At 68.6% G+C, this 22,517-nt stretch carries 23 protein-coding genes; 13 read left to right on the top strand and 10 right to left on the bottom strand.

Annotation, left to right across the window (positions count from 1 at the left end; all coding sequences use genetic code 11):
* The 7 genes from Pph01_RS14130 to Pph01_RS14160 form a co-directional block, all read right to left on the bottom strand.
* Nucleotides 1-867: NuoI/complex I 23 kDa subunit family protein (locus Pph01_RS14130; RefSeq protein WP_204073538.1), on the bottom strand; the 867-nt coding region annotated here is incomplete at its 3' end.
* Between the two features lie 151 nt (nt 868-1,018).
* A complete protein-coding gene (locus Pph01_RS14135; protein ID WP_204073539.1) occupies nt 1,019-2,017 on the bottom strand; it encodes a hypothetical protein in 999 nt (332 codons plus the stop codon).
* A complete protein-coding gene (gene nuoH, locus Pph01_RS14140; RefSeq protein ID WP_204073540.1) occupies nt 2,014-2,967 on the bottom strand; it encodes an NADH-quinone oxidoreductase subunit NuoH in 954 nt (317 codons plus the stop codon). Before nuoH ends, Pph01_RS14135 begins: the two co-directional genes overlap by 4 nt.
* Complete coding sequence (locus Pph01_RS14145; protein ID WP_204073541.1) at nt 2,960-3,538, bottom strand: NADH-quinone oxidoreductase subunit C; 579 nt, start codon at nt 3,536-3,538, stop codon at nt 2,960-2,962. The genes nuoH and Pph01_RS14145 overlap by 8 nt, the downstream gene beginning before the upstream one ends.
* Entirely contained in the window at nt 3,535-4,053 is a 519-nt protein-coding gene (locus tag Pph01_RS14150; RefSeq protein ID WP_203881923.1) for an NADH-quinone oxidoreductase subunit B, read from the bottom strand. Before Pph01_RS14150 ends, Pph01_RS14145 begins: the two co-directional genes overlap by 4 nt.
* A gap of 25 nt (nt 4,054-4,078) precedes the next feature.
* Nucleotides 4,079-4,450, bottom strand: coding sequence for an NADH-quinone oxidoreductase subunit A (locus Pph01_RS14155; RefSeq protein ID WP_204073542.1), 372 nt, complete (start codon nt 4,448-4,450; stop codon nt 4,079-4,081).
* Nucleotides 4,451-4,494: 44 nt separating this feature from the next.
* A complete protein-coding gene (locus tag Pph01_RS14160) occupies nt 4,495-5,844 on the bottom strand; it encodes a glutamate-1-semialdehyde 2,1-aminomutase (protein ID WP_204073543.1) in 1,350 nt (449 codons plus the stop codon).
* 426 nt (nt 5,845-6,270) lie between these two features.
* On the opposite strand from Pph01_RS14160, the gene Pph01_RS43695 reads away from it, so the two are divergent.
* From Pph01_RS43695 to Pph01_RS14205, 10 genes are all read left to right on the top strand, one after another.
* Nucleotides 6,271-6,360 carry a putative leader peptide gene (locus tag Pph01_RS43695; RefSeq protein WP_373315657.1) on the top strand — a complete coding sequence of 30 codons (90 nt, stop codon included), beginning with the start codon at nt 6,271-6,273 and terminating at the stop codon, nt 6,358-6,360.
* Between the two features lie 196 nt (nt 6,361-6,556).
* On the top strand, nt 6,557-8,401 hold the full coding sequence (locus Pph01_RS14165; RefSeq protein WP_204073544.1) for a 2-oxoacid:acceptor oxidoreductase subunit alpha: 1,845 nt from the start codon (nt 6,557-6,559) through the stop codon (nt 8,399-8,401).
* Complete coding sequence (locus Pph01_RS14170) at nt 8,394-9,458, top strand: 2-oxoacid:ferredoxin oxidoreductase subunit beta (RefSeq protein WP_239116686.1); 1,065 nt, start codon at nt 8,394-8,396, stop codon at nt 9,456-9,458. Before Pph01_RS14165 ends, Pph01_RS14170 begins: the two co-directional genes overlap by 8 nt.
* Before the next feature lie 147 nt (nt 9,459-9,605).
* Entirely contained in the window at nt 9,606-10,559 is a 954-nt protein-coding gene (locus tag Pph01_RS14175) for an NAD-dependent epimerase/dehydratase family protein (protein ID WP_204073545.1), read from the top strand.
* Between the two features lie 45 nt (nt 10,560-10,604).
* Nucleotides 10,605-11,270 carry a polysaccharide deacetylase family protein gene (locus Pph01_RS14180; protein WP_204073546.1) on the top strand — a complete coding sequence of 222 codons (666 nt, stop codon included), beginning with the start codon at nt 10,605-10,607 and terminating at the stop codon, nt 11,268-11,270.
* Nucleotides 11,271-11,312: 42 nt separating this feature from the next.
* Entirely contained in the window at nt 11,313-12,272 is a 960-nt protein-coding gene (locus tag Pph01_RS14185) for a glycosyltransferase family 2 protein (protein ID WP_204073547.1), read from the top strand.
* A 2-nt stretch (nt 12,273-12,274) separates the two neighbouring features.
* Nucleotides 12,275-13,327, top strand: coding sequence for a GNAT family N-acetyltransferase (locus Pph01_RS14190; protein ID WP_239116687.1), 1,053 nt, complete (start codon nt 12,275-12,277; stop codon nt 13,325-13,327).
* A 232-nt stretch (nt 13,328-13,559) separates the two neighbouring features.
* On the top strand, nt 13,560-14,453 hold the full coding sequence (locus tag Pph01_RS14195) for a phytanoyl-CoA dioxygenase family protein (RefSeq protein ID WP_204073548.1): 894 nt from the start codon (nt 13,560-13,562) through the stop codon (nt 14,451-14,453).
* 50 nt (nt 14,454-14,503) lie between these two features.
* Nucleotides 14,504-15,820, top strand: a complete 1,317-nt coding sequence (locus Pph01_RS14200; RefSeq protein WP_204073549.1) for a nucleotide sugar dehydrogenase — start codon at nt 14,504-14,506, stop codon at nt 15,818-15,820.
* Nucleotides 15,810-16,988 carry a glycosyltransferase family 4 protein gene (locus Pph01_RS14205; protein ID WP_204073550.1) on the top strand — a complete coding sequence of 393 codons (1,179 nt, stop codon included), beginning with the start codon at nt 15,810-15,812 and terminating at the stop codon, nt 16,986-16,988. The genes Pph01_RS14200 and Pph01_RS14205 overlap by 11 nt, the downstream gene beginning before the upstream one ends.
* Before the next feature lie 35 nt (nt 16,989-17,023).
* Here the strand turns inward: Pph01_RS14205 and Pph01_RS14210 are convergent, their stop codons facing one another.
* Complete coding sequence (locus tag Pph01_RS14210) at nt 17,024-17,878, bottom strand: glycosyltransferase family 2 protein (protein ID WP_204073551.1); 855 nt, start codon at nt 17,876-17,878, stop codon at nt 17,024-17,026.
* A 3-nt stretch (nt 17,879-17,881) separates the two neighbouring features.
* On the opposite strand from Pph01_RS14210, the gene Pph01_RS14215 reads away from it, so the two are divergent.
* From Pph01_RS14215 to Pph01_RS14225, 3 genes are all read left to right on the top strand, one after another.
* Nucleotides 17,882-18,427, top strand: a complete 546-nt coding sequence (locus Pph01_RS14215) for a dTDP-4-dehydrorhamnose 3,5-epimerase family protein (RefSeq protein ID WP_204073552.1) — start codon at nt 17,882-17,884, stop codon at nt 18,425-18,427.
* Between the two features lie 218 nt (nt 18,428-18,645).
* Nucleotides 18,646-19,374, top strand: coding sequence for a right-handed parallel beta-helix repeat-containing protein (locus Pph01_RS14220; RefSeq protein WP_204073553.1), 729 nt, complete (start codon nt 18,646-18,648; stop codon nt 19,372-19,374).
* 3 nt (nt 19,375-19,377) lie between these two features.
* A complete protein-coding gene (locus Pph01_RS14225; RefSeq protein WP_204073554.1) occupies nt 19,378-20,427 on the top strand; it encodes a phosphatase PAP2 family protein in 1,050 nt (349 codons plus the stop codon).
* On the opposite strand, the gene Pph01_RS14230 is transcribed toward Pph01_RS14225, so the two are convergent.
* Together Pph01_RS14230 and Pph01_RS14235 are read right to left on the bottom strand one after the other, a co-directional pair.
* Nucleotides 20,337-21,749, bottom strand: coding sequence for an O-antigen ligase family protein (locus Pph01_RS14230; RefSeq protein ID WP_204073555.1), 1,413 nt, complete (start codon nt 21,747-21,749; stop codon nt 20,337-20,339). The two genes, Pph01_RS14225 and Pph01_RS14230, sit on opposite strands and share 91 nt — an antisense overlap.
* A 1-nt stretch (nt 21,750) precedes the next feature.
* Nucleotides 21,751-22,476 carry a GumC domain-containing protein gene (locus Pph01_RS14235; protein ID WP_204073556.1) on the bottom strand — a complete coding sequence of 242 codons (726 nt, stop codon included), beginning with the start codon at nt 22,474-22,476 and terminating at the stop codon, nt 21,751-21,753.
* Between the last annotated feature and the right edge of the window lie 41 nt (nt 22,477-22,517).

A 22,517-nucleotide genomic window follows, 5' to 3' on the forward strand; every position in this document is an offset into this window, starting at 1 on the left:
GTCCGGGGTGGTCGGGGTGGTCGGGGTGGTCGGGGTGGTCGGGGTGGTCGGGGTGGTCGGGGTGGTCGGGGTGGTCGGGGTGGTCGGCTTCTTCGGCAGCGCTCCCGGCGGGCGGATGGAGCGGATGTCCCGCATGGGCCGCGGCGGCTCCCGGCGTGGTGCACCCTCTGTCGACGGCGGCCGGTCCTTCGCCGACGCGCTCTCCCCTGACGGCCCGTTCGCGGTGTCCCCTCCGGGTGGCGTGGTCTCCTCAGCGGGCGTTCCCGCCGGCCGCTCCTCGGCTCCGGACTCGGCCGCCGTCCCCGGCCGGGCCGCGGGCCGCGGGGGCCTGTCGCCCGCCGGCCGTCGCGCCGTGTCGGCCGGACGTGCCGGGCGCGATCCGGCGGAACTCTCCTTGGGCGGCTCGGCGCCGATCTCGTGGGGCGGTGGAGGAGGAACTGTGGCCACCCACTCGCCCAGCCGGTCCTTCTCCTGGAGGAGATCGCGGATGTCGTACTCCGAGTACTCGAACTCGGGCGACCAGAACAACGCGTCGAACGGGCAGACCTCGATGCAGATGCCGCAGTACATGCACAGGGAGAAGTCGATCGCGAACCGGTCGAGCATGTTCCGCGCCCGGGGCCTGCCCCCCTCGGGAGCGGGGAGCGTCTCCTTGTGCGAGTCGATGTAGATGCACCAGTCGGGGCACTCACGGGCGCACAACATGCAGACCGTGCAGTTCTCCTCGACCAGGGCGATCACACCCCGGCTGCGGGGTGGCAGGTCGGGCTTGACCTCGGGATACTGCTGCGTCTCGGATTTGCGCAGCATGTGCCTGAGAGTCACCGCCAGCCCCTTGGCCAGCCCTTCTCCTGGTATGGGCGCCATATTCAACATCATGACGCACAAGCGCCGACAGGTGAATCCGGTGAGGCGGTCCCTGATCGGTTATCCACAATTTCCACAGGCATCGGGCCTACTTATCCACAGAATGTGCAGAAGGATCGAGCCTGCCCGCCGGATGGAGCGGTCCAGGGACTCAGGGGTAGGCGTCGCGGGCGGCGGTGGCGAGGACGGCGTACTCACGGCGGGGCAGTTCTCGGATCTCGCAGGTGATGCCGTGCCTGGCGGCGAAGCGGTTCACGTCCTCCGGATGCCACCTGCCGGGGAAGTGGTAGACCGGGCAGTCCGTCGCATCGAGCACGAACAGGCCGTTCAGCCCCTCACAGCGATAGATCAGCATCCGAAGCCCACCCAGCGGGTGCTTCTTGACCCCCTTGGACCTCGGGCCGGGTCCCATGCCGCTGATCGCGAGCTTCCTCCCCCGCACTCCCAGCCGCGCCGCCGAGGGCCGGTCCGCCGCGGCGAGACCGCGACCACGGGAGACCCTCCGGCGGAGCAGAACACGGTCGAGCCGCTGGAAGAGCGGTGCGATCAGCACGCCGAGCGGACTGGCCGCCAGGGCCAGCCACTTGAGTTCCAGCACGTCGGCGAAGTTCGTCACCGCGAGGCGGAAGAAGCGCCACATGTGCGGCGGCAGGAAGTAGAGCGTGCAAACCATGGCCACGAGCCCGGACAGCGCCACGCTCCACCAGGCGAAGCGCCGCCCGCGTGAGGCAGGCGCCGGTTCGGGGAGCCCCCGCAGGACTCCCCAGCCGGGCGCGCGGCACGACAGCAACGTCCGCGCCCGGGCCGGGGTGAGACCCAATGCCTGAAACGTCAGGCCGTGCGCGGCCGCGAAGGCTGACACGGCGTCCGTCCCCCACCGGCCGGGCAGATCGAGCAGGACCAGCCTGTCGGCGTCGAGAACGGCGAGCCCGAAGACCATCAGGTCCTTCTTCTTCTTCTCGTTCTCCCCCCGTTCCCGGGTGAACGAGTAGCAGGACAGCGTCCGGGGCGCGCCGGGCGGCAGCCGTACCGACCTGCCGGAGGCCTCGTCGGACGCGACCAGCCGGTCCCCGTCCCACGACAGGACGGTCGCCGGCAGGCGCCGGTCCCCCGCGCTCGCCGGGCCCTGGGGCCGCAGATCGCCTGTCATGCCATGAGGACCTTGACGACCCCCGTGAGCGCGAGTTGCAGCAGGGCGAGCGGCACGAGGCCGATCCAGGCGAGCTTCTGGAGCTGGTCCTCACGAAGCCGGGGGAAGCTCACGCGGACCCAGATCACCACGAACGCCAGGACGAAGATCTTGATGAGCGTCCACACGGGACCGGGGAGAAGCGGGCCCTGCCAGCCGCCCAGGAACAACACGGCCGTCAGCGCGGAGAGCACCACGATGCCGGCGTACTCCGCCAGCATGAACAGGGCGAACCGGATCCCGGTGTACTCCGTCATCGGGCCCATGATGATCTCGGAGTCGGCGATCGGCATGTCGAACGGCGGCCTGCGCAACTCCGCGAGCCCCGCGACGAAGAAGACCACGGCCCCGATCGCCTGCCACGGCAGCCACCACCACCGCCACTGCTCGGCGATGCCCTCCAGCGACAGGGTCCCCGCGGCCATCGCCACGCTCGACGCGGCCAGGACCAGCGGCAGCTCGTAGGACATGAGCTGGGCCGCCGCCCGCATGCCGCCGAGCACGCTGTACTTGTTGGCCGACGCCCACCCGGCCATGATCGCGCCGAGCACCCCGACGCCCATCACGGCGAGCACGAAGAACAGCCCCGCGTCGACGTCCGCGCCGACGAGACCGGGCCCCACGGGGATCACGACCATCACCACGAGGTACGGCACGAGCGCGACGGCCGGGGCGATCGCGAAGACGCGACGGTCGGCGGCCGCCGGGATCACGTCCTCCTTCTGGGCGAACTTGACGCCGTCGGCGATGAGCTGCGCCCACCCGTGGAACCCGCCCGCGTACATCGGCCCCAGACGCGACTGCATGTGCGCCATGGCCTTGTGCTCCATCTGCCCGACGATCAGGGGCAGCACGAGGAAGGCCGCCACGATCACGATCAACCGGACCGCGACGTCGAGCACCTCAGCCATCGCCCTCCTCCTCCGGTACGGCCGGCCCGCCCGGGGACCTGGCCCAGTCGGCGGGGACGCCGGGAGGAAGGACCTTGCGCCGGCTCGGCGACCCGTGGTCGGATTCGCCCGGCTCCTTGGCGCCGGGCCACGCCTTGGCCACCCGGGCGGCGAGCACGAAGTCCTTGCGCAGGGGGTGGCCCTCGAACCCCTCGGGCAGCAGCAACGGCCGCAGTCCCGGGTGTCCTTCGAAGATCACGCCGAACATCTCGAAGGTCTCGCGCTCGTGCCAGTCGGCTCCGCGGAACACGCCCGTCGCGCTGAGCAGCCGGGGGTCGGCCCGCGGCACCCGGGTCCTGACCAGCAGGTGCGCGACGGCGACGGTGTCGACGACGTGGGCGACGATCGCGAACGTGTCCGGCGGCTCGTCGACCCCGGTAAGCCAGTCGAAGAACTCGAAGCCCTCCGACCGGGCGTAGGCCAGCAGGTCGAGCCAGTCGCCCGGCTCCACGTCGGCCACGACCTCGCCGAACGAGTCGGAGATCCGGGCGCGTGAGCCGTACCGCGCCTCGATCGCGGCCCCGATGCTCATGCGCCGCCACCCGGCAGGTAACGGTCGCTGAGCGTCTCGCCGGCGATCTTCTCCTGGAGTTTCATGATGCCGTGGAGCAGCGCCTCGGGACGCGGCGGGCAGCCGGGGACGTAGACGTCGACCGGGATGATCTGGTCGACCCCCTTGGTCACGCAGTAGGAGTCCCAGTAAGGCCCGCCGGAGTTGGAGCAGGCCCCGAACGAGATGACGTACTTCGGGTCGGGCATCTGCTCGTACAGCCGCTTCACCGCGGGCGCCATCTTGTCGGTCACCGTGCCGCTGACGATCATCAGGTCGGCCTGCCGCGGCCCGTTCGCGAACGGGATCACCCCGAACCGGATGAAGTCATGCCTGCTCATCGAGGTCGCGATGAACTCGATCGCGCAGCACGCCAGGCCGAAGTTGAAGACCCAGAGCGAGTAGCGCCTGCCCCAGTTCAGGACGAACTTCATCGGCTTGGGTGCCAGCCGGGACGCCGGCCCAACCGTGGGCATCGGAAGATCGCTCACCGCCATGGGGCCATTCTCCTCTCCCTGCCGGTCACGTCCAGGCGAGCACCCGCTTGCGCCAGGCATACAGGATGCCGAGGGCGATGAAGGCGAGGAAGACGAACATCTCGACGAGCGTGGTCATCCCGAAGCCGGGCGCCGAGAAGACGGTCGCCCACGGGAAGAGGAAGACCGCGTCCACGGCGAAGACCACATAGAGATACGTGAAGACGTAATAGCGGACCTGCGACTGCGCCCAGCCCTCGCCTACGGGGTCGACGCCGCACTCATAGGTCGTGAGCTTGTCGGGCGTGGGGCGGTCGGGCCGCAACATCCGGTTGACGAACAGGCCGCCCGCGAAAATCCCCACACCTATGAGCAAAAGGACGAGGACGACGACATATGAGCCGAAATATCCGTCCATGAACGCCATGGTAGTCCCGCGCTCCGATTAGTGAAGGCGTCGCGTCAATGAAGTCGTCGCGGCTCCGCGTACCGCCGGAGAGCGGGTGCGACCGGGCGCCCGTGGAGGAACCCCTCCACGCTGCCGGCCTCCAGCGCCTTGCGATAGATCAGCATCGCCTCCCGCGCCGCGGAAACGGTCTGCTCGACGTCCTCGCGGGTGTGCGCCGCCGATACGACGAAGTTCTGAGCGAGCACGCCTCGCCGCAGCAACTCCTGCATGAAGAGCGTGCGGAAGGGCTGGGACGGCGCGCCCGACCCGTCCTTCGTGGTGAACAGCAGACAGGACGGCCTCCCGATGGCGGCCACGTGGGGGTGGACGCCCAGGTCCTTCGCCGCGCCGTTGACCCCGTCGGCGAGTTCGCGGCCGCGCTGCTCCATCGTCGCGATCGGGTCACCCTCGGCGTAGGCCCGCAGCACCGCGCGGAGCGCCGCCAGCGACACGCTCTCCGGACCGTGTGTGGTGGACATCAGGAAGACCCTCGGCTCATCGGTGCGCAGGCCGCCGAGTTCCATGATCTCCCTGCGCCCGGCCAGGGCGGAGATCGGGAAGCCGTTGCCGATCGCCTTGCCCCAGCACGACAGGTCCGGCCGGATCCCGTACACCGCCTGGGCCCCGCCGGCGGCCCAGCGCAGCCCGGTGATCATCTCGTCGAAGATGAGCACCGCTCCCTGCCGGTCGCACAACTCACGGACGCCCTCAAGAAAGCCCGGATCCGGTTCGACCGCCGCGGTGGCCGCCTCCATGATCACACAGGCGATCCTGCCTTCGTTCCGCTCGAACAACTCCCTCAGCGAGTCGAGGTCGTTGTAACGGAAACGGACACTGAGCTCTCGCACCGCCGCGGGGATTCCGGCGTTCATCTCCAGGCCGCCGACGAACCAGTCATGAACGGAGAAGAAGGGCTGCTCGCACATGGCGACGAGATCACGGCCGGTCACCGCCCTCGACAGCCGGACGGCGGCCGAGGTGGCGTCCGATCCGCCCTTGCCGAACTTCACCATGTCCGCACCCGGCACCTGCGCCAGGAACTCCTCCGCCGCCAGGAGCTCCAGCTCGGTCGGGCGGGTGAAGCTGAGCCCGTCGGCCAGAACGCCGCGCACTGCGTCAAGGACCGGCCGATAGGCGTGGCCGAGGGTGACGGAGCGCAGCCCCATGTTGTATTCGACGAAACAGTTGCCGTCGGCGTCCCAGACCCGGGCTCCCTCGCCGCGCACCAGCACAGGGGCCATGTCCTCTGGATACTGATCAGAGCCGCGGGCGTACGTGTGCGCCCCACCGGGCACCAGATCGTGCAGCCGACGCTGCAGCAGTTCGGATCGCGCGAAACCGGGCCATCTAGTCCGATCAACCACCTAACCGAGAATAGATATTGAGCCCGCGAATCGCCACACAAGATATGTCACAAAAGCACTGCGGTGCATTACCGCCCGAGAAAAGAAAATCGCCATTATTGCGACATTCATCATAAAATACGCAACGGCGGAACGGCATTCGCCCGCATGGCTGGGAGAGGGGCCGCGTCGGTCGACTGCGCCGCGGAGCCGGACCGGCATGCGGAGGACCTGACCCCGCACACCCTGTCGGCCCGCCATACCGGACGTCAAGTCGGATGCGGCCATGTGACGGACGCCACCGCCCGCGCCGTCTTCGGTCCTCCGCCCGGCCGTCCACGGAGATCCGGCGTCAGGCCGGGGGGCGCCGGCACGCGTTCCACAGACGGGCGCGCTCACGGCCCGGGCGCCCTCGCCCTGACGGTGGTGCACGTATAGTTGGGTCTTGTGAGCCTAACCTTCCTCTTCGCCCGCCTGCACGTGGACCTGTGTCGGCTCGCGGGGGGGCTGTGTCGGTCCGCCCGTTCGTCCCAGTGACTACCCCGGTCGTCTCTCGCAGTCATCGATCCCTCGATGGGATCCGCCCCTTCCGTGGCGCATGCGACGAGGGTCAGTAGTCCGCACGTCAACAATTCGCACCGCGAACCCAACGCGGTCTCGATGGATCTAGCATGGATATAAGAACGTGCCTCGGACAGACAAGCCTGGGTGCGTCGAGGAGGACTGAGCAGCTGTGACCAAGCAGGTGCAGCAACTCGACCGTGTGATCATCCGTTTCGCCGGCGATTCCGGCGACGGCATGCAGCTCACCGGTGACCGATTCACGGCGGAGACGGCGCAGTTCGGCAACGACCTGTCGACCCTTCCCAACTTCCCGGCGGAGATTCGTGCCCCCGCCGGAACGCTCCCCGGAGTATCCAGCTTCCAGCTGCACTTCGCCGATCACGACATCCTCACGCCGGGCGACGCGCCCAACGTGCTCGTCGCGATGAATCCCGCCGCTCTCAAGGCCAACCTCGGCGATCTTCCGCGCGGCGCCGACATCATCGCCAACACCGACGAGTTCACCAAGCGCAACCTGCAGAAGGTGGGTTACGCGGGGAACCCGCTCGAGGACGAGTCGCTGAGCGAGTGGCGCGTGCACGCGGTGCCGCTGACGTCGCTGACGGTGGGGGCGCTCGAGGGATTCGAGATCTCCAAGAAGGACGCCGAGCGGGCCAAGAACATGTTCGCGCTCGGCCTGCTGTCCTGGTTGTACAACCGGCCCACCGAGGCGACCGTCAAGTTCCTCAAGGCGAAGTTCGCCAAGAAGCCCACCATCGCCGAGGCGAACGTCGCGGCCTTCCAGGCGGGCTGGAACTACGGCGAGACGACCGAGTCGTTCTCCGTCTCCTACGAGATCAAGCCGGCACGACTCGCTCCCGGCGTCTACCGCAACATCTCGGGCAACCAGGCCCTCGCCTACGGCCTGATCGCGGCCTCCGTCCAGTCGGGACTGCCGCTCTTCCTCGGGTCGTACCCGATCACCCCGGCCTCGGACATCCTGCACGAACTGTCCAAGCACAAGCGGTTCGGCGTACGGACCTTCCAGGCCGAGGACGAGATCGCCGGCGTCGGCGCCGCCCTGGGCGCGTCCTTCGGCGGCTCCCTCGGCGTGACCACCACGTCGGGGCCCGGTGTGGCGCTCAAGGCCGAGACCGTCGGCCTGGGGGTCACGACCGAGCTGCCGCTGATCATCGTCGACGTCCAGCGCGCCGGACCCTCGACCGGCATGCCGACCAAGACAGAGCAGACGGACCTGCTGATGGCCCTCTACGGCCGCAACGGCGAGTCCCCGGTCCCGGTCGTGGCGCCGGCCACCCCGTCGGACTGTTTCCACGCCGCCATCGAGGCCGCGCGGATCGCCCTGAAGTACCGCACGCCGGTCATGTTGTTGTCGGACGGCTACCTGGCCAACGGCTCCGAGCCATGGCGGGTGCCCGAGATGGACGACCTGCCGGACATCTCTGTGGACTTCACCACGGAGCCGAACGGCGATGACGGCACCTACCTGCCGTTCAAGAGGGATCCCGAGACACTGGCCCGTCCGTGGGCCGTGCCCGGGACGGCCGGGCTGGAGCACCGTATCGGCGGCATCGAGAAGGCCGACGGCACGGGCAACATCTCCTACGACCCCGACAATCACGACAAGATGGTCCGGTTGCGCCAGGCCAAGATCGACGGGATCGACGTCCCCGACCTTGAGGTGGACGACCCGGACGGGGACGCCCGGATCCTGGTCCTTGGCTGGGGCTCCACCTATGGCCCCATCGCGGCGGCCGTCCGACGGGTCCGCAAGGGCGGGGCCAAGGTCGCGCAGACACACCTGCGCCATCTCAACCCGCTTCCCGCCAACACCGGCGACGTGCTGCGCTCCTACGACAAGGTGCTGCTGCCCGAGATCAACCTCGGTCAGCTGGCGCTGCTGCTCCGTGCCCGTTACCTGATCGACGTGATCGGCTACAACCGGGTGCGCGGGCTTCCGTTCAAGGCCGAGGAACTGGCCGCCGTCATCCAGGACGTGATCGACAGTGAGTAGTACGGAATCGCTCAACGGCAAGGGTCTCGCCCTGATCCCCAGGACCGACACGGCGCAGACCATGAAGGACTTCAAGTCCGACCAGGAGGTCCGCTGGTGCCCGGGCTGCGGCGACTACGCCATCCTGGCCGCGGTCCAGAGCTTCCTGCCCGAACTGGGGCTGCGCCGGGAGAACATCGTGTTCGTCTCGGGCATCGGCTGCTCGTCGCGGTTCCCCTACTACCTCAACACCTACGGCTTCCACTCGATCCACGGCCGCGCCCCGGCCATCGCGACCGGGCTGGCCGCCTCGAGGCCCGACCTGTCGGTCTTCGTGATCACCGGTGACGGCGACGCCCTGTCGATCGGCGGCAACCACCTGATCCACGCGCTGCGCCGCAACGTCAACCTCAACATCCTGCTGTTCAACAACAGGATCTACGGCCTGACCAAGGGGCAGTACTCCCCCACTTCGGAGATCGGGAAGATCACCAAGTCGACGCCGATGGGCTCGCTCGACAAGCCGTTCAACCCGATCTCGCTCGCGCTCGGGGCGGAGGCCGGGTTCGTCGCTCGCACGATCGACTCCGACCGCAAGCACCTCCAGAGCGTCCTGCGTGAGGCCACCGCGCACCGAGGGACCTCACTCGTCGAGATCTACCAGAACTGCAACATCTTCAACGACGGCGCCTTCGAGGCGCTGAAGGACCCGGCCGTCCGCGACGACATCACGATCAAGCTCGAGCACGGGCAGCCGATCGTCTTCGGCACCGGCGAGAACGAGAAGGCCGTGCGGCTCTCGCCGTACGGCGGGGTCGAGGTCGTGCGGCGCTCGGAGGTCGCCGACAGCGAGATCCTTGTGCACGACATGCACAACTCCGACCCGTCGCTCGCGTTCGCGTTGTCGCGGCTGGACGACCCGGCCTTCGAGCACGTGCCGATCGGAATCTTCCGCTCGGTCGACCGCCCGTCCTATGACCACCTGATGAACGAGCAAGTGGCCGCCGCCGCAGCGGAGAAGGGCAAGGGGCAACTCAGCGATCTGCTCCTCGCCGGGGACACCTGGCGGATCAGCTGAACAATCCGTAACCGGAGGAGGGGACCCGCGAACACGCGGGTCCCCTCCTGTTTTTCTGGGCGATCGCAATGCCAACCTACCTTGGGACTTAACTGTCCTCTAACCTGACGACACCCATCCCGACGTACCCTGACGCCAGGAGAGTGCATGCCCTTGTCCCCCGCGCCCGCACGCATCGCGCCACCGCTCGAGGGAACCCGGTCGTGGACCGGAACCCGGGTGCTCGTCACGGGTGCCACCGGCTTCATCGGAGCCCACCTCGCCCGGCGCCTGTGCTCGCTCGGCGCCGAGGTTCACGCGGTGAGCAGGAAGCCCAGGGAACAGTCCGATCACACCGAGACCTGGCACATGGCGGACCTCACCGACACCCAGGCGACCGCGGACCTCATCCGGCGGACCCGCCCCGACATCGTGTTCCACCTTGCCAGCGCGGTCACCGGCGCAAGAGACGTCGACATCGTCCTGCCGACCCTCGCGGCGAACCTCGCAAGTGCGGCCAACCTGCTGACGGCTGTCAGCGCGACCTCTGGCACGCGAGTGGTGCTCGCCGGCTCTATCGAGGAGCCCCGGCCGGAGAAGGGGGAGATAACTCCTTCATCGCCCTACTCTGTAGCGAAATGGGCCGCCACGGGATACGCACGCCTGTTCCACGAGTTGTGGAACGTACCGGTCAGCGTCCTTCGGGTGGCGATGGTCTACGGACCGGGCCAGCCGGACGTCTCCAAGCTGGTGCCATACGTGACGCTGGCGTTCCTGCGCGGCCAGGAACCGGGCCTCGCGAGCGGGAACAGGCTCGTGGACTGGGTCTACGTGGACGACGTGGTCGACGCCTTCCTGGCGGCCTCGGCGACCGAGGCGGCGGGCGGGGTCTTCGACATCGGCTCGGGGGAGGGCACCTCCATCAGGGACGTCGTGGATCTGCTCGGCCGCATCGTGGGCTCCCCCCTTCAGCCCCGGTACGGTGTGCTGGCCGACCGGCCACTGGAATCCACCCGGATCGCCGACCTCACCGCCGCGGCGGAGGTGCTCAGATGGCGGCCGGCGACGAAACTTCAGGACGGATTGCGGCAAACAGTGGCGTGGTACGCCGATCGTCTGTAACACCTGACACCAAAGCCCGATATTCAACGAGTGGGGAGTCCAAGGGTGAGTTCTGTCGTGAACCTCACCGTGCACGGCATCGGCCCGACCCAGCGCACGCTCGATCCCGGCGAGGACACGACGTGGGTCACGGTCGAGCAGTTCGAGCACGTGCTTGACGCGGTCGTAGGCCGTACCGATGTCCGCATCACCTTCGACGACGGCAACGCATCGGACCTGGAGATCGGCCTGCCACGGCTGCTGGAGCGGGACCTCAAGGGGGAGTTCTTCGTGCTGGCGGGCCTGCTGGGCAGCCCCGGCAGGCTCGACGCCGACGGCGTGCGCGAGCTCGTGAAGGCGGGCATGCACGTCGGCTCGCACGGCTGGGCGCACCGCGACTGGCGGCGGATCGACGCGGGCCAGGCGGAAGAGGAGATCGCCGAGGCCGGCGCCGTGATCAGTGGCCTCACCGGAGAGCCGGTCTCCCGGGTGGCGATCCCCTTCGGCTCCTATGACAGGCACGTCCTGCGCAGGCTGCGCGATGCCGGCCTGTCCCGCGTCTACACCAGCGACGGCGGGCGCGCCAAACCCGGCGCATGGCTCCAGGCGCGCAACAGCCTCCGTCACGACCTCGACGAGGGCTGGCCCAAGCGCGTCCTGGACGGCACTCCGCCCGTTCATGTCACAGCACGCCGGCTGACTGCCCGTACGATCAAACGCGTGCGCGGCTGACAAGAGCCGATCCCATTGGAAAGAGGGCACAAGGACATGCCGATGTCCCACGATGCCGATGCGCCCCCCGGTGCCTCCCGGATCGCCATCGTGATCGTCACCTACAACAGCGCGGACGTTCTGGAGGGTTGTCTCGGGTCCATCGTGGACGGCGCGCGCGGCGTGGAACTCACGAACGTCGTCGTCGCCGACAACGCGTCGAAGGACGAGTCGATAAAGATCGCCGAGACCACCGTCGGTCTGCCCGTGTCCACCGTCCAGGTGGGAAGGAACGCGGGGTACGCCGCGGCGGTCAACGCGGGCGTCGCGAGCCTCGACCTCGCGGGGCTCGACGCGGTGTTCGTCATCAACCCCGACTGCCGGCTGCGGCCGGGCACGCTCGACGTGCTCGCCGCCTCGCTCCGGCAGCCCGGTCGCGGCATCGCGGTTCCGCGGCTGGTCAACCCGGACGGCAGCCTCCAGCCCTCACTGCGCAGGATGCCGACGGTATGGCGGGCGGTCGCCGAGGCGGTGATCGGCGGGAGCCTCGCCGGCCGGATCGGCACCCTCGGCGAGCTGGTCACCGATCCCGAACAGTACGAGATGGCGGGCGTCGCCACATGGGCGACGGGCGCGGCCATGCTCATCTCGGTCTCCGCGATACGAGAGATCGGCAACTGGGACGAGTCCTTCCTGCTGTACAGCGAGGAGACGGAGTACGCGCTGCGGGCCGCCGACCACGGCTGGACACTGTGGTACGAGCCGACGGCCGTGGTCGAGCACATCGGCGGCGACTCGGGCACCAACCCCACCCTCGCCTCGCTGCTCATCGTCAACAAGGTGCGGCTGTTCCGGCAACGCCGGAGCCGGCCCGCCGCGGCGGCCTACTACGCCGCCGTTGTACTCGGCGAGAGCGCCCGAGCGCTCGCCGGACGGCAGACGTCGAAGGCGTCCGTCGCCGCGCTGGTCCGGCCGTCCCGCCGGATCACGTCGCTCGAGCCTGGTCGGCCTGGAACGGAGTAACGATGACGACCGTGCGGCTGGCCGGGTTCGACATGCTCACCGCTGAGGACCTCGACGCCTGGCATGCGCTGAGGGACTCCAACCCGCGGCTGGACAGCCCCTACTTCCATCCCGGTTTCGCGGAGGCCGTACACGCCTCAGGGCAGCCGGTGGAGGTGGTCGTGGTGCGTGACGGGGCGGGCGTGATCAGCGCCGTGCTGCCCTGCCACCGCGAGCGCTCTCTGCTGCGGCCGGCGGGGTGGCCCGCGGCGGACTTCCAGGGGCCGGTGCTCGCCCCGGGCTCCTCCTTCTCACCGCTGGAGCTGCTCGGCGGGGGGATCCGCGGCTTCGCGTTCGACCACCTCCTGGAGGGCAACCCGGACTTCGAGCCGTGGGTGGAGTCCGCCCGCCCGTCCCCCTATGTGGACACCACCGGAGGTCTGGAGGGCTACCTCGGCCGGGCCTCCAAGAGCGGCAAGGACAACATGGGCCAGGCCCGTCGCCGGACGGCCAAGGCCGAGCGTGAGCACGGCACGATCAGGTTCGAAGCCGACACGGTCGACGCGGAGGCGCTGGAGCGGGTGATCGAGCTCAAGCGGGCCCAGTACGCCGCGACCGGAGTCGCCGACTACTTCGCCGCCCAGCCACGCCGCGACCTGATGACCCGGCTGATGAACACGCGCGACCCGTCCTTCGCCGGAGTGTTGTCGACGTTGCACGCGGGACCCCACCTCGTCGCCGCGCATTTCGGGATGCGCTCAGGCGGCGTGCTGCACTGGTGGTTCCCCGTCTACGACCCGGCCTTCTCCAACCTGGCACCCGGCTGGATGCTGCTGAGGGAGCTGGTGTCCGCCGCGCCGCGCCTCGGCATCACCCGCATCGACCTGGGCAGGGGCGACGACGAGTACAAGAGGCGCGCGAAGACCGGGGAGACGATGGTGAGCCAGGGCCTGGTCACCAGGAGTTCGGCTCGACAGGCGCTTCGGCGCGCACAGTCGTCCGTCATTCAGGCGGCGAAGTCGTCGCCGCTGGCTCCGGGCCTGCGCCAGGTCGTCCGGAGGTTCCGCACGCTGTAATCCTGACCGTTCACCGGGAGGCGTCGCACAGGACACTCGAATGACCCATTCGGGCAGATCTGACGATATAGCGCTGCGTATTATCTCGTATTCAGAGGATGATCCTCGAGGATGTACTTCCATTCCCCCGAGCCATCCACCCGCCCACACCATTTGCGGCCAACGCCCGAATGATCATGAAGTATCCTGATCCACAGGTAACGCGACGACAAGGGCAGGCGATTCCCTCATTGTGACTGCGATCTATTCAAATCCGGGATTCAGTGACGACGAGCGGCGTTCTCGCCTCTTCCAGGGCCAGGTATTCATCTACGAAACTCGGCCCGAGTCCCGCGCGCTGGTCCAATTCGCCGAGCAGCTGATCGTCGAGGCGTTCGACGGGCTCGACCCGGAGACCGCCCAACATCATCTGCCCGTCGAGCGGTTCGCCGCGATCCTGGCCGAACTCAAGCCGAGATTCATCCATCACCCGCAGTCGAAGGAACTGATCCAGGCCCTGCTCGCGTCCTACGGATGCGACACGGATCGGACGTACTTCGACGTGCCCCGCCTGCGCTCGTCCACGTCGAACGACTACCTGACCACCGGTATCGCCTACGCCTTCCATCCGCACAGGGACACCTGGTACTCGGCTCCGCTGAGCCAGGTCAACTGGTGGATCCCCGTCTTCGCCGTGGTGCCCGAGAACGTCATGACGTTCCACCCGCGCTACTGGGACAACCCCGTCCGCAACGGCTCACACCGCTACGACTACTACGAGTGGAACCGCACCAGCCGGTTCAACGCGGCCGAGCACATCGGCAAGGACACGCGCGACCAGCCCAAGCCCGAGGAGCCGATCGAGCTCGAGCCTCGCGTGACCCTGGTGCCGGAACCGGGTGGGGTCATGATCTTCTCCGGCAACCAGTTGCACTCCTCGGTGCCCAACACCTCCGGGCGGACCCGCTACAGCATCGACTTCCGCAGCGTCCATTTGGACGACGTGGTAAACCGGCGCGAGGCTCCGAACGTCGATGTTGCGTGCACTGGTACGACACTGCGCGACTTCCTGCGCTGCTCCGACCTGGAGCGGATGCCCGAAGACATCGCACTGGCGTACGAGAACAAGGCCACAGCACCCGCCTGACCTGGAATGTCCAGGTGTGCCACCTGACGCGACGGAGGAAACAGCACACTGTGAAGATCAGCGTCTTCGGGCTCGGCTACGTCGGCTGTGTCTCTGCGGCATGCTTCGCCGCTCAGGGACACGACGTCGTCGGTGTCGACGTGAACCCAGTGAAGATCGATCTCATCAGCTCCGGGCAAGCGCCGGTGGTCGAGGAACGGATCGGCGATTTGACCGCCGAGGCGGTGCGGAGCGGGAAGCTCCGCGCCACCACCGATGTCGGGGAGGCGATCGGCTCGACCGACGTCTCCCTCATCTGCGTCGGCACGCCGTCCGCGCCCAACGGAAGCCTCTCCACCGAATACCTGGAGCGCGTGGCCGAGGAGATCGGCGACGCCCTATCGGGTAAGGAGGGCTGGCACACGGTCGTGTTCCGCAGCACCATGCTGCCCGGAACCTGCACCGACCTGCTCATCCCCATCCTGGAGAAGGCCTCGGGCCGGATCGCCGGCGTCGACTTCGGTGTGGCGGTCAACCCGGAATTCCTCCGCGAGGGCACGAGCGTCCGTGACTTCTTCGAGCCGCCGAAGACCGTCATCGGCGAACTGGACTCCACCAGCGGCGACATCGTCGCCGCCCTCTACGAGGGGCTGCCCGGCGACGTCTTCCGCGTGCCCGTGGCCGTGGCCGAGATGGCCAAGTACGCCGACAACGCCTTCCACGGGTTGAAGATCAGCTTCGCCAACGAACTGGGCGCGATCTGCCAGGCGCTCGGCCTCGACTCGCACCGGGTCATGGACGTCTTCCTGGCGGACCGCAAGCTCAACATCAGCCCGGCGTACCTGCGGCCGGGCTTCGCGTTCGGCGGGTCATGCCTGCCGAAGGACCTGCGGGGCCTGGTGTACGCCGCCCGGCGGGCGGACGTGTCCGTACCGCTGCTCTCCCACGTCCTGCCGTCCAACGAGGAGCACCTGCGCCGGGCCTTCGACCTGGTGACGGCCACGCGCAGCAGGCGGATCGGGCTGTTCGGCCTGTCGTTCAAGCCCGGCACGGACGACCTGCGGGAGAGCCCGCTGGTCGAACTGGCCGAGCGTCTCCTCGGCAAGGGCTACGACCTGCGCATCTACGACGCGAACGTGTCTCTGTCCCGGTTGCTCGGCGCCAACCGCGACTACATCGACGGCAGGCTCCCCCACCTCGGAGACCTGCTGACCAACTCCGCCGACGAAGTCCTCGCGCACGCTGAGGTCTGTGTCGTCGGCAGCAAGGATCCCGCCGTCCTGAGCGCGCTCGAGAACGCGGGAGAACGCACGATCATCGACCTCGTTCGCCTTCCCGACGCAGAGGCGCGTCGGGCACACCCGGGATACGTTGGCCTTGGCTGGTAGAGCACTCATCCTCGTTCAGAATCTGTCCGTCCCCTTCGACCGGCGGGTCTGGCAGGAATGCACCACCCTCCGCGACGCCGGCTGGGACGTCCACGTGATCTGCCCTCAGGGCGCCAACAGGGACACCGAGGCAGAGGCCGAGATCGACGGGGTGAAGATCCACCGGTATCCGCTGCGGCCGGCGACCGGTGGTCCGCTTGGCTACGTCCGCGAGTACGGGCTGTCGTTGTGGCACACCTTACGACTGGCGCGCCGCGTCGGGCCGGTGGACATCGTGCACGCCTGCAACCCGCCGGACCTGCTGTACATCGTGGCGAAGAGGATGAAGCGGCACGGCGCACGGTTCGTCTTCGACCAGCACGACCTGGTACCCGAGCTGTACCTGTCGCGGTTCACCCGCGGCGAGGACTTCCTCTACCGCCTCGTCTGCCGGTTGGAGCGCAAGACCTACCAGGCGGCCGACGTGGTCATCGCGACCAACGAGAGCTACCGCGACGCCGCCCTCACCCGGGGAGGCAAGAAGCCCGACGAGGTCTTCGTCGTGCGCAGCGCCCCCGTGGTCGAGCGCTTCCACGCGGTCCCCGCCGAAGAGTCCATCAAGCGCGGCAAGCCGTACCTGCTGTGCTATCTGGGCGTGATGGGGCCGCAGGACGGTGTGGACTACGCTCTGCGCTCTTTGGCGCTGCTCCGTGACAAGGTCGGGCGCACCGACTGGCACGCGGTCTTCGTCGGCGGCGGCGACACCTTCGAGGCGATGGTGGCGCTCTCCCACGAGCTCGGCCTGTCGGACATGGTCGAGTTCACCGGCCGCATCCCCGACGAGGACCTGCTCCGTTACCTGTCGACGGCGGACGTCTGCCTCGCCCCCGACCCGTTCAACCCGCTCAACGACGTGTCGACCATGAACAAGATCATGGAGTACATGGCGATGAAGCGGCCGATCGTGTCGTTCGACCTCCGCGAGGCCCGTGTGTCGGCCGGAGAGGCCGCACTGTACGCGCAGCCGAACGACGAGGCCGAGTTCGCCGAGCTGATCGCACAGCTGCTCGACGACCCCGACGCGCGGCGCACGATGGGCGAGCTGGGGCAGGCCCGGGTCGCGGGCCCGTTGTCCTGGGAGAACTCCGCCAAGGCGCTGCTCGCCGCTTACGATGCGGCAGGCTCCTGAACGAAGGAAGCGACAGGACGGGGTGGCGGTCGGCCCTACCCACCCATCGCCGTACGGCTGCTCGCGTCCGTGCCCCAATGACCCTGACGTCCCCGAAGGGTGCGGACGCGGGTGAGCACCCTGTCCAGGACGAGCACCGCCAGATAGCAGGCGGCGTCGAGCGGGCTCACCCGCCGGGTGGCCACCAAGGCGCGCAGGGCGCCCAGTTCGAGGCGCCCCTCGGGCAGGGGCGCTCCCAGTGCGTCGAGCTGGCGGTTGCCCTGCCGTACGCGGACGCGGCGCTTCAGGTGCCCCGAGACCGTCCTGGCCGGCCGGACCAGCGACCAGGCGTCCCGGACGACCCGCCGCTCCTCGGGGGTGAAGCTCCGGTGCACCAGACCGTCATCGGAGATCACGTCCGGCATCGGGAAGACCCGGGCGTGCCCCTCCTCGGTCAGTACGTAGACGCCCACCCCGGAAAGCGCGCGGTACGGGGCGATCAGTTGTTCGTGGACCTTGTGGACGCGCACGGCGATCCGGCCGGCTCCACTCAGGTCCCACCGGGGGACGGGAGCGCAGGCGAGCACTCCTGGCTCGGCCGCCGCCGCGACAAGCGCGCGCACCGACTGCGCGGTCAGTTCCACGTCGGCGTCCACGTAGGCGCGGGGGAACGTGCGACATTCCTCGTCGCCGAGCCTGAGCGCGTTAGCCTTGCCGGGCGCGACCGTCTCCACAACTCGCACGCCGGCCTTCGCGGCCACCTCGGCGGTCCGGTCGGAGCACGCGTTGGCGACCACCACCACATCGAACTCGCCCGGCGCCGTACCGTCGAGCAGGCGGCTCAACCCGTTCGCGAGCACGGCCTCCTCGTTGTGCGCGGGCACGACAATGCTGACAATCGGAGGGATCACGACATGAGAGTAGAGCGAACCGCGATAGACGGAGTACTGCTCTTCATACCGACACCGCACCGTGACGATCGTGGACTGTTCACCAGGACCTTCGACGCGGAGCTCGCCGCCAAGGCCGGCCTCGACCACGCCGCCTTCCTGCAGGACAGTCAGTCGCGGTCGCGGCAGGGCACGATACGCGGCATGCACGGCCGATCGGGGCGCGGAGAGGCCAAGTTGGTCCGCTGCGCTCGAGGGGCGGTGCACGACGTCCTGGTGGACGCCCGGCCGGACTCTGCGACATTCGGGGTCCAGACGTCGGTGCTGCTCGACGACGAGACGTTCGTCACGCTCTACGTGCCGCCAGGTCTGCTGCACGGATTCCAGGCGCTCACGGACGCGGATGTCTGCTACCGCATCGATCGCGAGCACGAGCCCGCAGAGGACGTCTCCGTGCGCTACGACGACCCCGATCTGGGAATTCAGTGGCCGCTTCCCGTATCGGCCATAAGTGCGCGCGACCTGTCCGCCGGTTCCTGGGCAGAATTGATCGCGTCGGCCCGACCCTGAGAGGCGAGTGTGATGCGATGCGAAAGGCCCTACCGGCGGTGGCGCTAGCCACGGCCGTTGTCGCTCTGGCGGCGTGCACGCCATCGGAGGCGAAGCCGTCCCCATCCCCCACGTCTTCCTCTACCCCCCCGGTCTCTCCCTCCTCTACTCCCCCGGTCTCCCCCTCCTCGTCCCCGCGGCCCTCCTGCTCCGCCTATCCGACCCCCGCATGCACAGGTGTGCCTCCAGGCACCAAGCTGACCCCGCTGCCGCTCAACGAAGACGGCATCTACCGCGTCACCGCCGCAGGGACCGTGCTCGACAGCGTGCACATCGCCAGTGACCTGCTCATCACCGCCGAGAACGTGACCATCAAGAACAGCCAGATCGACGGCAGCGTCCTGGACAGCTACGCGGACAAGACCTACTCGTTCACCATCACCGACTCCACGGTGGGGAAGGCGGACGACTGCGTGACCGCCCCGGGCGTCGGCGACACCGACTACACCGCCACGCGGGTGCTGGTGCGCGGGCACGGTGACGGCTTCCGCGCGTCGGGGAACAATATCGTCATCCGGGACTCCTACGTCCACCTGTGCTCGCGGCCGGGCGACCACTCCGACGGCATCCAGACCTACATGACGGGCAAGGGGCTGGTCTTCCAGCACAACACCGTCGACCAGCGCGACGCCAAAGACATCACGGCGCCGATCTTCATCACCGACCCCGGCGCCGTCGACGTGTCCGTCATCGACAACCTCGTCATGGGCGGCACCTACTCGATACAGGTCAAGAACGCCCGCGGCACCGTCGTCGTCCGCGGCAACAAGCTCGTCGACAAGTCGTGGGTCTACGGACCCGTCGAGGCGGACTGCTCCACCGTCGACTGGTCGGACAACACGCTCGTCACCATCGACGACGACTACCGGGTGACCTCCACCGTGGGCCCGCTGGTCTGCGACGGGTGAGCGGTGCGCCGCAAGGTCGTTCGACGGGCGGCGGTGACGGGCGGCGTCTGCGCGGCGCTGCTCGTCGCCGTCTACCTGCTCGCCGTCTGGACGGTGCCCGGACAGGCCTTCGAGGACGCGGTGTTGCGGGGAGCCCTGCTCGCCGCCGGAGGCGAGCAGCAAGCGGCGGCGACCGCGACCCTCGACAAGATCACGGAATACTCGCTCGCCGTCGCGATCGTGGTCGTCTTCGCCATCGGCCTGGCGCGACGGCAGGTCTTTCTCGCGATGTCCGGAGCGGGGATGATCGTGGTGTCCGTCGTGACCACGGAGGTCCTGCAGCGCCTCGTCCTCCTGCGCCCCGTTCTGCTGCCCTCGGGTGAACGGCGGGCCGACCAGAGCTTTCCCAGCGGGCACACCACGATCGCCACGTCGGTGATGTGCGGCCTCGTCATGGTCGTGCCGTACCGCTTTCGCGGTGTCGCCGTGTTCCTGACGTCGTTGTGGGCGACGACAGTGGGGGCGTCGACCGTCACCGCGAGCTGGCACCGGCCCAGCGACACGATCGGCAGCGATCTGATCGTCCTGATCTACGCCTGCACCGCGATCGCGCTCCTGGCGTGTAAGGGGTCGGTGCGTGAGGCGGAGCCCCGGAGCAGGGCCGCCAGGGCCGCTCGCGGGACGCTGGTGGGATTGCACGCCGTCGAGGCCGTCGCGGCCGTCTGCATCGGGGTGGTGGTCGGAGGGAGCGCCCTGCGTGACCTCGCCCACTCACTGGAGCCGGGGGACGGCACCAACCAGGCGGCCTACCTGGCCGGGCGCGCCTTCGCACTCGCGGGAGGCGCCCTCGTCGCGCTGACGATCCTCGGGCTGCTCCGCCGCATCGATCTCACGGCGCCCGGGCGCGGCCTCGGCGCCGGAGGTCATCAGGGCCCGGGGTCAGCCGGCCACCCCGACCGGCTGAGCGAGGGGCCGGGGAACGGTCAGCGGCGCGCGGAGGCGCCGGGGGCAGGTCTGCGGAAGACCGGCCAGCTCGTGGTGCCGTCGCGTCCGGTCCGCCACGACCACCGCTGAGTCGCCTCGGTGCCCATGATCGCCTGCTGGGCCGCCTCGGCCGTCGCCAGGCGCAGCAGCGCTCCCGCCACGCCGATGAGCAGGAATGAGATCCCCGTCACGGTCGCGAACGACAGCAGGTCGAAGGTCGCCGCGCCCACGACCGGCGCCACCAGGCACGCCGCAATGGTGAGGGCCAGGTCACGCGCCCACGGATCGGTGCTCAGGTAGCGAGCACGCAACGCGGAGAAGATTCCGCTCAGGAAGATGCCGACGAGGACCGCGATGCCGATGACGCCGCTCTCCACCCCGGACAGGATGTACTGGTTGTCGAAGACCTGGTACTTGGGGGCGTACCACGTGCCGATGCCGCGGCCCAGCCACAGGTGTTTCGACATCTCGGTCGCGGCGACGCTGTAGTCGTGCGTCCGGTACTGGACGCTGCTGTCGGTGCCGAAGTTGGCGAACAGGCCGTAGAGCGTGTTGAGCAGCCCCGGGACCATCACTCTCATCAGCGCCAGGAAGGCCAGGACGACGAGGAGCGCCTGGAGCTTGCGGCGCCCGGGCCAGCCGAGGAACACGATGAACCCGACGATGCCCACACTCAGGACGGCGGACCGGGAGATCGAGAACATCAGGCCCATGCCGATCAGGAGAGCGCACAACCACCAGCGCAGCGCGGGCTGGCCCAGGCTCTTGGCCTTGAATCCGTAGTGCACGGCCAGTGGCAGCACCATCGCCGACAACACCCCGAACTCGATGGGATGCGCGGTCGTCGACGCGACCCTCCGCAGCGAGTCACGCGCGTCCACGTCTCCGCCCTCGGACGCGAAACGCAGGACCGGAAGCTCGAGATACTTGGTGAGATCGAGGTCGACGAGGAACTGGAAGGCGGCGATGATCGCGATGATGGCGCCGGCGACCACCACGCCCTTGAGGAGGAAGTCGACCCGCTCCCTGGAACGCACGCCGTCGCAGATCGCGAGGGCCAGCCCCACGTTGGCGAGGACCAGCACCAGCGCGTGGTCGGCCAGGTTGCGCTCGTCCGACGGCAGGTATCCGTAGTTGGCCAGGCCGTACGTCGCGAGCAGCGCGACCACGTAGACGAACAACGCGGTGCGGACCGGCGTCCGGCCCTTCGCCAGGCCGAGCGTCGTGGTGAAGGTCGCGCACATCCAGGCCAGGCCGGCGATCAGGCTGAGCACGTTCGCCGGCGTGAGCGACAGCGGCAGCCCCTTGAGGACGAGCCGGGCTGGAATGATCATGAGGGAGAACGTGAACAGGACGGCGAGCGTCGCGCCGTCGGTCCGCGATGCGGTCCGGCCGCTCAGATCGGCGACCATCTCAGCGCCCCGCCACCGAATGCTCGTTGTCGAAGGCGAAGCTCTTCGTCGGCCTCCTCGTGGGCCGCAGGGCCCGTCGCACCCGAAGGCGCTGCGCGAAGCTCTCCGCGGCGAACGCGGCGGTGAGACTCGCCACCGCCCCCAGTGCCAGGGCCACCGCGGCGGCCCTGAGGCGCTGGCCCTGCTCGGGCATCGGAGTGGTGGCCGGGACGGCGAAGTTCATCGTGATGTAGGTCGAAGGCGGGGCGTCGAGCGCCTTCTGCCGATCGGCAAGGACCTTCTTCGCGTTCGTCGCGACCCTGTTGACGACGGCCTGCGCCTCGGCAGGTGACGCGCTCTCGCCGGTGATGAACACGAAGGGCGACTCCGTCAGCGACTCGAAGTTGCTGCTGCCGTTGTCGATCTGCACCTTGGTGTCGCCGTCGGGGGTGATGCCCAAGGTCTCCATCATCTCCGGGGTGCCCAGACCTTCGATGACGATCGAGGCGGTCATGCTCAGGCCCTTGTCGAAGTTCAGCAGCGGATTGGTCAGTCCGTTGGCGTTCTTCGGGTCGGTCGGTAGCGTGCCACCGGTCGTGGGTGCGGTCAGCACGAGGACCGCGTTGGACACGTAGTTCGTCGGCACCGACGAGTAGACGGCCAGCGTGGCCCCGAGGGCCAGCACGAAGGCAGGCAGAGTGATATACCAGCGGCGGAACAGGACGAGAACCGTCCCCCAGAAGTCCATGTGCTTCCTCCCCCGATCAGCCGCCACTCACCGGGCCGGGA

The sequence above is a fragment of the Planotetraspora phitsanulokensis genome, from assembly GCF_016863295.1.
Classification (GTDB): domain Bacteria; phylum Actinomycetota; class Actinomycetes; order Streptosporangiales; family Streptosporangiaceae; genus Planotetraspora; species Planotetraspora phitsanulokensis.

Excerpts from the sequence above, each read along its gene's own strand:
- Pph01_RS14135 (WP_204073539.1), bottom strand. The coding sequence starts at position 2,017 with ATGACAGGCGATCTGCGGCCCCAGGGCCCGGCGAGCGCGGGGGACCGG.
- nuoH (WP_204073540.1), bottom strand. The coding sequence starts at position 2,967 with ATGGCTGAGGTGCTCGACGTCGCGGTCCGGTTGATCGTGATCGTGGCG.
- Pph01_RS14145 (WP_204073541.1), bottom strand. The coding sequence starts at position 3,538 with ATGAGCATCGGGGCCGCGATCGAGGCGCGGTACGGCTCACGCGCCCGG.
- Pph01_RS14150 (WP_203881923.1), bottom strand. The coding sequence starts at position 4,053 with ATGGCGGTGAGCGATCTTCCGATGCCCACGGTTGGGCCGGCGTCCCGG.
- Pph01_RS14155 (WP_204073542.1), bottom strand. The coding sequence starts at position 4,450 with ATGGACGGATATTTCGGCTCATATGTCGTCGTCCTCGTCCTTTTGCTC.
- Pph01_RS14175 (WP_204073545.1), top strand. The coding sequence starts at position 9,606 with ATGCCCTTGTCCCCCGCGCCCGCACGCATCGCGCCACCGCTCGAGGGA.
- Pph01_RS14185 (WP_204073547.1), top strand. The coding sequence starts at position 11,313 with ATGTCCCACGATGCCGATGCGCCCCCCGGTGCCTCCCGGATCGCCATC.
- Pph01_RS14190 (WP_239116687.1), top strand. The coding sequence starts at position 12,275 with ATGACGACCGTGCGGCTGGCCGGGTTCGACATGCTCACCGCTGAGGAC.
- Pph01_RS14215 (WP_204073552.1), top strand. The coding sequence starts at position 17,882 with ATGAGAGTAGAGCGAACCGCGATAGACGGAGTACTGCTCTTCATACCG.
- Pph01_RS14230 (WP_204073555.1), bottom strand. The coding sequence starts at position 21,749 with ATGGTCGCCGATCTGAGCGGCCGGACCGCATCGCGGACCGACGGCGCG.
- Pph01_RS14235 (WP_204073556.1), bottom strand. The coding sequence starts at position 22,476 with ATGGACTTCTGGGGGACGGTTCTCGTCCTGTTCCGCCGCTGGTATATC.